Genomic DNA, 13,237 nt, shown 5'->3' on the forward strand with positions numbered 1-13,237 from the left:
ATGCTATTTTTTGTGAATACTTTATCTAAATTTGCCTTTCAAATCTCTGATTATGATAAAACTAGACGAAACCGACAAAGACATTTTGAGGTATTTACAACAAGATGCCAAGCTGACCACCAAAGAATTGGCAAGTAGATTGAATCTCTCTCCTACACCGGTTTATGAACGAATTAGGAGGCTTGAAGATCAAGGTGTTATAAAAAAATACGTTGCATTGGTTGATCGAGAGAAGGTAGGTCGCGATTTGATGGTGCTGTGCAATATACGTTTGAAAGAACACGCTCAAGAGGCAGGTGCGAAGTTCGTAAAAGCCATTGTTGGCATGTCAGAGGTAGTAGAGTGTCTGAATATTTCGGGCGATTATGATTTTTTGATAAAAGTTGTAGTGAGCGATATGCGTGAATATCAGTCGTTTATCATGAACAAATTGGCTTCTTTAGAAAATATCGGTTCTACACAAAGTATTTTTGTAATGGGAGAGATAAAGAATGAGACTGCTTTTGAGCCTGAGTAAATAATTTGAAGGATTGAATGAACGAATATCTCAATGCTGGATATTTTTTTACACGAATGCACGAATTGTTCATTTTTTTTTTGATTGAATGCTCGAATCATTAAATGTTTGAAACTATTGTCTATACAATCGCTAATTTTAAATATTTCAAACAGCAAATGAGCTTAAATCAGTGATATTTTAATATCCATGTCACCAGAGTTCTATTTCAAGTTAAAATTTATTATTATTGTTTCAGAATTTAAAACCTGACCATGAAGTTTAACCTGATTTTGATTTCCTCGCTTTTGATTTTAGCTTTGGTCGTAGTTCCTATTTTTACATTTTATTTTGATACCCAACACCCTTTGTCGGTTTTTCAAACCAACACCTTACATTTTTTGGTTAAGCTAATGCTTGGTTTGTCTATTTTCGTTTTTATTGTGGGTGAAATCACTAAAAACAATAGCCAAGTAGATAAACTTTGGAGCATTTTGCCTGCTATTTATGTTTGGATTGTGGCTTATGCCTCTGATTTCAATTCCAGAAATGTTTTAATGGCTATTTTGGCTACAATTTGGGCAGCTAGACTAACTTACAATTTTAATAGAAGAGGTGGGTATTCATGGAAATTTTGGGAAGGAGAAGAGGATTACCGCTGGGAAGTTTTGAGGCAAAATCCTGTTTTTAAAAGTAAAATTGCATGGAAGTTATTCCATCTCCTTTTTATTTGTGTGTACCAAATGGCTTTGATTTTGCTATTTACATTACCAAGTATGGTAGCATGGCAAGGTGAAAACCCGATAGGACTTTTTGACGTGATTCTAACTGGATTGTTTCTGTTTTTTGTGATTTTTGAAACAGTTGCTGACCAACAACAATGGAATTACCAAACTGTAAAATATGCCAAAAAAGCTGCAAAAGAACCGCTGGAAGGCGATTATGCTAAAGGTTTCGTGGATAAAGGACTTTGGAGTAAAATGCGTCACCCAAATTATTTTGCTGAGCAATCTATCTGGCTAGTTTTTTATTTGTTTAGTGTATCCGCAGATGGTCGCTGGCTCAACTGGTCAGTAATGGGTATCATACTTTTACTTTTACTTTTCCAAGGAAGTGCAGATTTTAGTGAGAAAATATCAGCTGAAAAGTATCCTGCTTATAAAGATTACATAAAAAGAGTGCCAAGGTTTTTGCCGAAAATTTGGAGATAAAATCTTATTTGAAGTGATATTTCCCATTTTCATAAATTTCAACTTCCGGCAAATCCTTTTCATTTTCAAAATGTAAAAATCCAGGTTGAATACTCTTCCAAAATATATAATTATTGTCATATTTTCTTGCCTCTAGATTTTTTTCTGACATCTCAAATGGGAAAATATGTACTTCAATTTTCTCTTGTCCACAATTTCGTGCTTGAACTGCCAAAGCATAAACTTCCTTGATTTTGTCATCGGTTAATGGTACACATCCTACTGTAACATCCGATCCATGAATAAAAATATCGCTCCCAGGCTTTTCTTTTCCTAAGATTTTGTCTGATTCGTTTGGGTAATTGATGCCCAAGGAAAGATAATAGCTACTTAATGGGTTAAATCTATCGATATAATAAAATCCTTCGGGTACTTGGAAATCGCCTTCTGCACGTTTTGGACCGAGAATACCAGATGAGCGTGCTATTTGATAAGTTTTCAGTAATTCAAATTTTGATCTGGTATTTTTGCTTATCCAAATTTCTGTTTTTTGTTCTTCCTTAAAAACTCGGATAAATATCCTGAAATTTTTAGCATTAAAACCTTTACTTTTTATCAAATGCTCCAATTCCGGCCATTTGTTCTCAAAGGCATCTTTTACTCGCTCAAAATTGAGTTGTTTTTGTTTAAATGATTGTGAAAACACAGTGATGGCACCAAAGTTCAAGATTAAAAAGATTAGGATTCTCATACACAAAGATCAAATTTCTTTTTTACGAAAAGTACAATAAAAACAAATTTAAGGAAAATGAAAATTCAGTTTACCTTCATTTTTTAGATAAATACCTCAAAATATTTGCTTTCTGTTTTTAATTACTTAATTTTAAATGTCTTATAACCTTAATGCTACCCCATGGAAAGAATTAAAAATGTTCATCATCTCCTTTCGCCAAGCCTTTCTTTCGCTATTTATTCCATTAAAGATTTCGTTGTTAGCCATTGCTATCCATATTGATGCTAAATTGATAAGCATTAATTCAGGAATTGTATTCTTGTTTCGCCATATTCTTTGATCAAAAAAAGGTTATTGCAAAAAAAACTCAGGACTTTTTATCTATTTAACCTCTTGCTATGAAACGAATATTTATTATTCTTATTTTTATAAATAGCCTAACATTCGGACAAAGTATTGACCTTAAAAAGGGTTTGGTGCTACATTACCCTGTCTTGAGTAATTCTCTGAATGATTTTAGCAATCAAAAAAATGATGCGATACTAAACGGAGAGCCAATTTTTTCAAAAGATAGGTTCGGGAATGATAATGGAGCAGTCAAATTAACTGGTTCTAAAGTGGATTTTTCGGCAAAAAATGTGGAGTTGCTAAGTTCCTTAAAAACAAAAAGAGCCATTAGTATTTCTGCCTGGGTATACATAGAAGATTGGGGAAATGCTGGCATATTTCCAATTTTCTCGAAGTCATACAATTTTTCGAAAGACGGTTTTTTTCTTTGGCTAAACCCAAATGGATTTGAGTTAAAAGATGGCGTTGGGGCTTTGTCTTATGAATTTGAGATAAAAACAAAAAAATGGTATCATATCGTGGCCAATTTTGCCTACAAAAATGATGACGAAATTGAATGGGGCTTCTATTTAAACGAATTGGGTTCAATGTCTGTCATACAAAAAATGGGCAATCCTAGTACAGATGATGTGGAGCTTTATTTTGGCAAAATTAAAAGGATAAAAGATGAATTGCCCGAAGTGGTTTATGCCAATGGTTTGTTTGACGAAATCAGAATTTATGATAGGTTGCTCGATAAAAGAGAAATCAAAGCTTTGTTTGAAGAGGAAGATAATTCTGAAAATTTATTGAAATTATCACAAAAACGAAACGAAATTGTGGTTTCGACAACAAACCAGACTAATCAGCAAGCAAAAATAGATAAACCATTGATTGAAAGGACCTCAGAAATTGTAAACGTAGAAAGTCCAACCAAAGAAAATGGGCTTAAGCCAAATCCGGAAATCAATAAATTGGGAAAGTATTATGCCTTGATTATTAGCAATAATGATTATCAAGATCCAAAAATTGCAAAATTAGACAAACCCATTGAGGATGGTGCTAAACTATATGAAACACTGATTACACATTATGTTTTTGAAAAAGAAAACGTTAAATTTCTCAAAGACGCCACTTATGAGCAGATGATTGAGGTGTTTGATTACTTTACCAATATTATTAAACCTCAGGATAATTTTTTGGTTTTTTATGCTGGGCATGGTCATTGGGAAGAAGCCAGGAAGTTGGGTTATTGGCTGCCAGTCGATGCCAAAGAAAAAAATAAAGCCCAGTGGCTTTCCAATAGTTTAATCAAAGATTATATGAGAACGATCGATTCCAAACACACGCTTCTGATAGCGGATGCTTGTTTCAGTGGCAGTATTTTCAAAACTCGAGCGGCTTTTCAAGATGCATCAATGGCCATAAATAAGCTTTATGAATTGCCAAGTAGGAAGGCCATGACCAGTGGGACATTGAAAACCGTACCTGATGAAAGTATGTTTTTGAAATATTTGGTAAAAAAACTGCTTGAAAATCAAGATGATTATATGTCTTCAGACGACCTGTTTTCACGGTTTAGATTGGCTGTAACCAACAATTCACCCACCACGCCTCAATACGGCGTAATACAAGAATCTGGAGATGAAGGCGGTGAGTTTATTTTTGTAAAAAGGAAATGATTATTTTACATAAATCATCAATGAATAAATTATTATTATTTTGTTTTTTGATATCCTCATCCCACTTCGCACAGACGCCCAAAATACATCTCTTGATAGCCAGCGATGTTAAAGACGCCAAATATGGTGTACTTACCTATGGGAAAATAGAAAAATTGAATCAACTGTTTAATCAAGTAAGTAAGTCGCTTAATTATTCTGTAAAAAGCAAATATTGGTTTGAGGAAAACTATAATGCGGATGCTGTAAAAAGATATTTAAAAGACAGTTTACTAAAAATTGGATCAAACGATATTCTGGTTTTTTATTATCTAGGCAGAGGGGAAAATGGCTTAAGTAACGCTACAACTGAGCTTCAATTTAGAAATCCAAAAGAAAATTTGAGTGTCACAGCGGTGGATGCCTTGTTAAAAAATAAAGGAAGACTTGCGATGGTAATTGCCGATTGTTATGAACCTTTTCCGAAATCTAGAACTGCTTTTTTAGGTAATACAAACACAGAGACTAAACCTGAAAAGGAAACCATTCAGACGGATGAATTAGATTCTTTAGAAGTTTTATCAAGAAAAAGGCATTTATCCAAAATTTCTGAGAATGAATTTATAAATTATCAACTAATCAAAGATAGTTTAAATAAATTTATGGACCATATCGTCCTTAAAAGTCAATCAGAGGCGTTTTTTAGTTCAAAATTGCTGATGATGCTTAAACGATTATCTGAATATCCGATGGTTGGATTTCCTGAAAATAGAAAATCATTGCAAAGAAAATTTGACATTTTGCCAGACTTATCGCTCAAGTATATTTCCAACCGTGATTTTTCTTCAGTGATAGACAGTTTATACAAAAAGAAAACTTTGTTAGATTTCCATGACCCCTTGCACATCTACCTCGATACGCTCATCAGAATTCCACTTTATGATACTGAGGAAAGACCTACAACCACAACCGAACGTTTTAACGATTACATAGTCAGGAAAGTATTCTTTTCAAACTGTGGAAATACGGTGGTTTCTAACAGAAAGGACAATTCTTCACCTCACATGGATTATACCAACAGTTTTTATAAGAATTTGTCGGATTTGATGAATCTTACTGACACAAAGTCTATCAATAAACTAGAAATCGCAGATCTGTTAAAACCTCCCAAAGCTGAGCCAATAATTACAATTTCTGACAAAAAATGTCCAATGGTCTCAGAAAAAGAGCTATTTTATATACCAAAAGTTATCTTTTCGGGTCGAGAGATAGAATCGAAGTTTAAAGCCTATTATATCACAGTAGATTTATTATTAAAGAAAAAATTGAAAGATGAAATTTTGGATTTGTTTGTAGAAAATGCTAAAATTACTATCCAAGAAAAGAATGGAAAAATGATGAGTTTGGATTTAGCGAAGTATTTGGATGTGAGTAATGTGTCAAACTTGGTAATTCCAGTTCAGAGAATAGAAAGAATTAAGAATTTCAGTAAAATTAAAACCATTCTTATCGTAGAATCATAATATGAAATAGTATTGGGTAAGATTTAAAAATACATTTCTTTTGGATTAAATACTGGGATTTTAGAGGCTTGGAATAAAGAATTATCGCATGAAAACTAAAATTGTATTCTTTTTTTTGATGACTATTTCGGCTTTTGCACAACGCCCTAAAATGCATTTAATTATTGCCGCTGATGTGGAAGACAATGCTTACACAGTCAGAAATTTTTCGAAAGAAGAAAAAATCAAAAACATGTTTAGCTTGGTTTCTGCCGAATTAGGTTTTAACCTTGAACCCAAATATCTGCATACCTATAATTATGGTTTCAGTGCTAAAGGCGTGTTGGATACTTTGAGCAAGTTAAAAATTTTGACGACTGACGACATAGTTATTTTTTATTATTTGGGGAGAGGTTATTATCACGACCAAAATACAAAAGTTCCACTTTTGGAGTTTCAAGACACAAAAAAAATGCTGTCTTTCGACCAAATAAGGAAAAAACTAGTTCCATTAAAAGCTCGACTGTCCCTTATAATTGCTGATTGTGACGAGAGCTTTTCTTTGCTTAATCCAGGTGTATTACCACATTCTATCATTAAAACAAGTCAGGCAATACCTATTCCTGAAGTTTTTGAAAAGGCAATTTATGCTGCATCAAACGCTGACTTTTCGAATAATTACATCACAGAAGATGCCAAAGACGAAGTTTCGAAGCCTTTAATTATTTCCGAAGATTCCATTTATGCGGAGAAATGTTTATTAGAACTTGATCAATTGTTGACCAATAAAAAAAAACTCAAAGCTGACTTTGATGAGTTAAGACATATTTCGTTGTTGAATGACATAATTTCAGCTTATTTACAGGTTTCTTATCCCGAAACTTTAAATATTGATAGAAAAGTAGATTTAGATTCACTGATGAATCTGGAGAAAAGTTTTTATCGAACTAAAGTAATTTCTTATGAAGATTATAGACTTCTGGTAGATTCTTTGTTTAGACAGCGAGCTGTACTTGATTTCAAAAGTCCTATAAATGTGGCTATCAGAAAGCTATTTGAGTACGAAAAGAAAGTTTTAGTACCATCCTCTTGGCGATTTGAAGATCCTGAAAAATTAAAGTATTTCTTTAATACTATGGATGATTTGAGTCTAAAAATGAGTAAAATAAACTTTGATAAGCCACTTAATAGGAGCGAAGAACACACAAAAGCACTCTTTGCAAGATTAGACACTTATAAATCTTCGGGTTTTCCGGATGGGAGTAAATATTCTTCTGATAATCGAAAGAATCTTTTTAATGGTTTACCAAAAATAACCAATGTGAATTACAAAACTATTGATTTTAAATCATCTGATTATCAGGTGGTTATAGATAGCTTATTTTTGAAGAAGCGTATAAAGGTTGAAAATGACCCCTTAAGTTTACTTTTAGATAGTCTCATTGAGTTTGCAGATCGCCCAATCATTTACCCAATTGAGTTTTTGACACAGAGCGAAGTATTTAAATATTATGATGACTTAGACAAATTAGAGCTATTCGTAACTCAACCGATAAAAAGCTTAGAAGATTCTATCCAAAAAATCAGACTAAAATACTTTTTAAATAGATTGAATGAGTTTCCAAAGATTGGATTTCCTGATAAGAATATCAATTTGGCTATAGTGACTTCCCTTCAAAAAAAGAACAACATCGATAACCTTACGGATTATCTTTTTGTTCAAAATCAGCTTTTTGAACTTCGACACCCACTTCATCTCAAGTTAGACAGTATTATAGATAATTCACTAAGTACCCATACTTTGAAATTGAAAAAAAGTGAATGGAATTATTATTTGAATAGTATAAAAACATTAGATGCTTTAATCCATTCAAATATGCCTCTGGAGACAATTGAACCGTTAAAAGTTGCTTTAGATAGGATAAAACAATATCCAGAAAGTGGTTTTCCGGATTCAACGGAACAATATAAATTTCAAATAGATGCCATTCCAAAGATGACCTACTATTCCTTTTCAGACACTCCATTTGAAGTGAGAATACGAACAAGAAATCAATTTTATGACAAAATTATAGACAGCCTTTATATAACAAAACAAATACATGACTATTCTTCACCCTTGTATTTAAAGATAAATGAATATCTATTCGGTGATTTGCCTAGATGGTACATCCCGTCTCAATCCATGACTATCAAGCCATCAACCAAAGGGGCCGTTATAATGCAGTTGTTTTTATCTGAGTGTGGAATCGTTGAAATAGCTAATGGACACACAGTGCCTTTAAATAAGAATCAATATTTGGGAAATTATACGGACTTTTTAACGAAGTACTTTAACGAGATCATAAACAATCAATTTCTGAATGATATCGGAAAATTAAGCTTATCAAGCCTGTTTTTACCTATTGATGATAAATTTATTCATTATTTTAAAAGGTCTGTTCCAACCAAATGTGAGGTAGTAAGCTCTACTTCCGAATTTTTCTTGCCAGATTTTAAAAAAATACCTACCGAAAGTAAAGTGAACGAACTTTTCTTAGAATACGTAAAAACAAATAGTCGTTCCAGAAAAAAGGCTTTAAAATCAGAAATTACAGATTATTTCGAAAAGAAAGCTCTTTTGAAAGTGAAATCATTGAAACCAATGGGAAATAATGCAGTTGGTTCAGTTAATATTCCAATCAAAGATTATTTTGAGAAATTGGATAATAGTACCCCTAAAGTTGACAGTGTTGGCGTTCGACAAGGTTCAATTAAAAGAAACAAGAATTTTTCGAAGATAACCTCTATGATGGTGGTTGAAAATTAGTGCGATATGAAAATAGTTTATTTGTTTGTCGTTTTTATTTCACTCGAAGCTTTTGGACAAGGCTGGAAAAGTGATTCGCTTTTGTCGGCAAAAGTGCCCCAGAAACCGCAGAATCACGCATCGTCTTATAAAAACCTACCCAAATTCGTAGACTTGTCGAAGTACGTTCCCTCAGTAATAGACCAAGAAAACTTTGATACTTGTATTCCTGTTGCGTCTACGTATTATTTAAGAACGATGCTAGAAGCAATCAGACTAAACATTACCAATAAGAGAGGTTTCCGTAAAATTGATGCTTTAAGATACTCTCCGTCCTATATTTATGCACTTATAAGGAGAGATACCGAGAAAAAAGATTGTAAAACCTACACTTTCATAGAAGATGCCATGGAGGCTCTAAAAACCAAAGGAGCTGTGAAGTATGCAGAACTCGAATATCCAAACTGCAATCCTGATCTATCAAAATTTAAACCCGATCAAAGTTCACAAATACTAGATTATGTACGATTGTTTAGTTTAATAGATGATGGCAACAAAGTGAATGCTACCAAAAAATCATTGTCCGAAAATCTTCCTCTAGTGGTAGGTTTACAAGTAAATGTAACCTTGAAAAAGCTTGGCCGCTTAGGATGGATTTGGCATAAAATCAAAGAATTCTTTGGTTTTGAAGACGAAGAATTTGCTCTATGGAAACCTGACGATGCAAATTTGATTGAAGGTCATGGTGTGTGTGTTGTGGGTTACGACGATAAGAAGTTTAACAATCAAGGAGCCTTTAAAATAGTGAATAGCAGAGGTCCCCGCTGGGGTGATGATGGGTATTTTTGGATATTATACAGTGATTATGAGCGATTGGCCAAGCAGGCTTATCAGGCTATTATGCCAAAGATTGCAAAAGATGAAATTAAGTTTTCGGGGGAAGTCTCTTACCTCACAGATAATTTTGGCTCTGCCGAAGACTTGTTTAGTGCAGAAAATGAAGCCGAGGTTTTGAAAAACTATAATCTTGATGCCAGCAATATTTTAACAGCCTACAACTTCAAAGAACCGATTAAACACAATTCTCATTTCAGGTTTTTTGTAAAAACGGAAAATGATTTCTACATCTATATCTTGGATGAAAACAAAGATTTTGACGAAGTGAATTTGGTATTTCCTCAAGAATTTGAAAATTTCGATTTTTATAAGTTGTCCAAAAACAACAAATATATTTTTCCGTTAGAGAACAATTGGAGTTTGGGTGGACCGAAGGGAAAAGAGAAGGTTGCTTTTTTGTTTTCGCAGCATCAACTTGAAATAACTCAATATCAAAATGAATTGAACAAGCTTAAAAATCTATCTTTTGATGAGAAAATCAAGAAGGTTTTTGCAAAGGAATTGATTAGTTCAGAATTCATAGATTATGACGGTAGAGACCCTAAGAAAATGAAGTTTTATGTAACCAAAAAATATAAGTCAGGCACAATTGTGCCTTTAATCTTTAGCTATGATCATATATAGAACAAAAGACACCCAATTGGATGTCTTTTATTTAGAGTAATTTTTCCTTTTTGGATTTTGTCTTTTTTCAGTTTTTCAACTGAATTTTTAAAGTCTTTTTCACAAATAACAAAAGTTCTATTTGTTGGAATTATTCATGAATTTTCCTCCTAAAAATCCCAAAACTGCACCAACAACCAGTCCAATAATAAGGAACATTAGCCATTCGTTGTCATCACCCGAAGCTCCGCCTCTTCCAGTTGGGCCCTGGGCAAATGAAACTAAACTACTATTTAAAAGAATAAAAGCTAAAGAGAAGTACTTACAAAATGGTTTCATAATAGTTTTGATTAAGGTAAAAAGATATATAAAGATAGTAATTTTATTTGATTTAAATATACTGTTAAACAGGGAATTGGATAATGAAAACGGTGCCTTTTTCAGGCTCTGTTTCTATGTCGATAGATCCGTTGTGGCCGTTAACGATTATCTCCCTGCTCAATGAAAGTCCCAAGCCAGTTCCATAGCCAGAGGGTTTTGTAGTGAAAAATGGCTGAAATACTTTTTCTTTTATTTCATTGGGTATGCCATTGCCATTGTCTTCAATCCGAACTTCAACAATCCCATTTTTTTCATTTGGTCTCCATTTAGAAATTACCCTCACTTTCGGTTTATAATCAGGCTCTTTACTTTCTTTTCTCTTGGTGTTTACTGCATAGAATGCGTTATTGATAATATTTAAAAATACCCTGCCGATATCTCCGCTCATACCTTTGATTAATGGCAAGTTGTCTTCAAAGTTTACTTCAAAATCGGCATTGAATGTATGGTCTTTTGCTCTCATTCCATGATACGACAAATGCAAGTATTCATCTGCTATTTTATTGATATCCACCTCACTAGTTTCAGATTTGCTTGCTCTTGAGTGTTCAAGCATGTTTTTTACAATACTACTGGCCCGATTGCCGTGCGAATTTATCTTTTGTTGGTTGGTGATTAACTCATTCAGGAGTTCGTTTACATTTCCTTGTTCTTTAAGATGAGATTGTTTTATAAAGACTTCTAGTTCCTCAAGGAGCTCAATACTCAATTCTGAGAAATTATTTACAAAATTCAACGGATTCTGAATTTCATGGGCAATTCCTGCCGTTAACTCGCCCAAAGAAGCAAGTTTTTCTTGAAGTACCAATTGTTTTTGGGTAAGCTTTAGCTTTTCAAGTGAAGCATTCAATTCAACTTTTTGATTTTCGATTTCTTTTTTCTGTGCGGTTAATTTTTTATGAGCCTTGGTTTTATTTTTATTTACAAAGAACAAGGCAACAGAGATTATTAGAAAAATGCCCAATACGGAACCCGTTAATCCGATTATCTGCTTATTTCTGAATTCTTTTTTTGCAAATTCTAGGTCCTTATTCAGTATGCTCTCTCGATAAGTTAGTTTTTGAATTTGCAGATTTTTATCAAAATTGTAAAGCTGTCCTTTCGCAATTGCAGCTTTTTTAAAATATTCAAGCGATAGTTTTAGATTAGTATTCTCAACCAATTCTGAAAGCAGTCCGTAAGAATCTGAAATGAGTTCTAAATTTGAAGTTTGTTTGGCAATTGAATTTGACCTTTCAGCAAAATAAAGGGCAGAGTCAATTTTACCGAGGCTTTGGTAGCTTTTGGCCAACATAAAATTGCTCAGCGAAAGAAATCGTTGATTATTAGATTTTTCTGAAAATTGCTTACTTTTCCAGAAATATTTTAAGGCTTCTGTGTGGTTATTTTTTTTTGAATATATATTCCCTAAATTATAAAGGAGAATATCAATTTCTTGACTTTTGTTCTTTACGCCTAAATCGTAAGATTTTTTTAAGTAAACCTGGGCGGAATCAAATAGTTTAAGGGGTACATATTCAGCTCCGATGTTCATCAAAGCCAAATTATAGAGGTTTTGATTGTTTATTTTTTTCGATATTCGCAAAGCTTCTTGATAATATTCTATGGCTTTTCTATGGTCTAACTGTTCTCCATAAATAATTCCTAGGTTAATATTAGCCCTGGCCAATCCCTCCTCATCATTAATCTCCTTGGCCAATGCCAATGCTTCAAATAATATTACCAAGCCTTTTTGGTGGTTTCCCATTCTACTTTGAATAGCCCCAATTCTATTTAGGCATCGACTTTTTCCTTTTTCAAAGTTTATTTTTTCAGCCAATTCTAGGCCTTGATTCGCATATTTCAGAGCATTTTCAAGGTCCGAATTCCATAAGTTTTTTGATATTTGTTCAAGTAAAATGACTTTACTGGTGTCTTCCATTTTTTTTGAAAGAACTATTTTCAAACTGTCTTCCAAATTTCCAACTTCTCCAAAAGCCTTATAAAAGCCAAAGAATAGTATCAAATAAAATACTTTAATATTTATTTTCATGGTGTATTTAGGGAGAAATCCTAAACAAATATAAGTAAAAATTGACTAAATTCATCAATTATAGAAGGGTGCTCTTGTTTTACGTGAATTTACTTTCCATCCTGATAATTTATTTTAACCTTGTTTTTTAAACTTTTTTTTCTGCCAAATCGTTTTAGATTTGTTATGAAGCAAATGGCAAAGAAAATATTTACAATATTTATGGTGCTTACCGTTATGGTTAGTTCCCATGCTTTTGCTTATTACGAACACATCTGCTTGATTACCAAGCAAAAAACACTTTCGTTTGAACCCAAAACTTGTTCAGGCAAGTATGTGATAACGGAAGAAAGTAAATCTCCAGAATTAAAAAGAGCTTCTTGCTGTGAATTAAGTATTAAAGTCCAAAAGGTTGATAACGCTCAGCAAAATCATCTTTTAGCTCCGGTTTTCGTACCATTTGAAGTACATTTTCAGCATCCAAGTTTTGTTTTTTCTTCGATAATTCTTGAAGAGAAAAATTCCAAAGTTTTTATTTCAGGAAATTCATCTCCTCCAAAGAAAAGACTTTTCATTCTCTTCGACCAATTTCTGATTTGAGATATAATCTATTCCCATTGGGGAAAGGTTAAATTATTGTTTTATTAG

10 protein-coding genes are annotated in these 13,237 nt (G+C 33.0%); 7 read left to right on the forward strand and 3 right to left on the reverse strand.

What is annotated here, in order from left to right:
* Nucleotides 1-52: 52 nt before the first annotated feature.
* Nucleotides 53-517, forward strand: coding sequence for an Lrp/AsnC family transcriptional regulator (locus EGI24_RS19800; RefSeq protein ID WP_255050341.1), 465 nt, complete (start codon nucleotides 53-55; stop codon nucleotides 515-517).
* Between the two features lie 254 nt (nucleotides 518-771).
* Nucleotides 772-1,707 (forward strand): DUF1295 domain-containing protein, encoded by a 936-nt coding sequence (locus tag EGI24_RS19805; RefSeq protein ID WP_255050343.1) that lies wholly within the window; start codon nucleotides 772-774, stop codon nucleotides 1,705-1,707.
* Between the two features lie 4 nt (nucleotides 1,708-1,711).
* Here the strand turns inward: EGI24_RS19805 and EGI24_RS19810 are convergent, their stop codons facing one another.
* Complete coding sequence (locus EGI24_RS19810) at nucleotides 1,712-2,437, reverse strand: murein L,D-transpeptidase family protein (RefSeq protein WP_255050344.1); 726 nt, start codon at nucleotides 2,435-2,437, stop codon at nucleotides 1,712-1,714.
* 380 nt (nucleotides 2,438-2,817) lie between these two features.
* On the opposite strand from EGI24_RS19810, the gene EGI24_RS19815 reads away from it, so the two are divergent.
* The 4 genes from EGI24_RS19815 (at nucleotide 2,818) to EGI24_RS19830 (ending at nucleotide 10,218) form a co-directional block, all read left to right on the forward strand.
* Nucleotides 2,818-4,428, forward strand: a complete 1,611-nt coding sequence (locus EGI24_RS19815; RefSeq protein ID WP_255050346.1) for a caspase family protein — start codon at nucleotides 2,818-2,820, stop codon at nucleotides 4,426-4,428.
* A gap of 20 nt (nucleotides 4,429-4,448) precedes the next feature.
* Nucleotides 4,449-5,930 (forward strand): hypothetical protein, encoded by a 1,482-nt coding sequence (locus tag EGI24_RS19820; RefSeq protein ID WP_255050348.1) that lies wholly within the window; start codon nucleotides 4,449-4,451, stop codon nucleotides 5,928-5,930.
* A gap of 88 nt (nucleotides 5,931-6,018) precedes the next feature.
* On the forward strand, nucleotides 6,019-8,718 hold the full coding sequence (locus tag EGI24_RS19825) for a hypothetical protein (RefSeq protein ID WP_255050349.1): 2,700 nt from the start codon (nucleotides 6,019-6,021) through the stop codon (nucleotides 8,716-8,718).
* 6 nt (nucleotides 8,719-8,724) lie between these two features.
* On the forward strand, nucleotides 8,725-10,218 hold the full coding sequence (locus EGI24_RS19830) for a DUF4384 domain-containing protein (RefSeq protein ID WP_255050350.1): 1,494 nt from the start codon (nucleotides 8,725-8,727) through the stop codon (nucleotides 10,216-10,218).
* Nucleotides 10,219-10,335: 117 nt separating this feature from the next.
* Here the strand turns inward: EGI24_RS19830 and EGI24_RS19835 are convergent, their stop codons facing one another.
* Together EGI24_RS19835 and EGI24_RS19840 are read right to left on the reverse strand one after the other, a co-directional pair.
* Nucleotides 10,336-10,536, reverse strand: coding sequence for a YhcB family protein (locus EGI24_RS19835; RefSeq protein WP_255050351.1), 201 nt, complete (start codon nucleotides 10,534-10,536; stop codon nucleotides 10,336-10,338).
* A gap of 64 nt (nucleotides 10,537-10,600) precedes the next feature.
* The gene (locus EGI24_RS19840; RefSeq protein ID WP_255050352.1) at nucleotides 10,601-12,610 is read right to left on the reverse strand and encodes an ATP-binding protein; all 2,010 of its coding nucleotides are present in this window, start codon (nucleotides 12,608-12,610) and stop codon (nucleotides 10,601-10,603) included.
* 174 nt (nucleotides 12,611-12,784) lie between these two features.
* On the opposite strand from EGI24_RS19840, the gene EGI24_RS19845 reads away from it, so the two are divergent.
* The gene (locus tag EGI24_RS19845; RefSeq protein ID WP_255050354.1) at nucleotides 12,785-13,189 is read left to right on the forward strand and encodes a hypothetical protein; all 405 of its coding nucleotides are present in this window, start codon (nucleotides 12,785-12,787) and stop codon (nucleotides 13,187-13,189) included.
* The last annotated feature ends 48 nt before the right edge of the window (nucleotides 13,190-13,237 follow it).

It is taken from the genome of Lacihabitans sp. CS3-21 (assembly GCF_024343675.1).
Lineage (GTDB): Bacteria > Bacteroidota > Bacteroidia > Cytophagales > Spirosomataceae > Leadbetterella.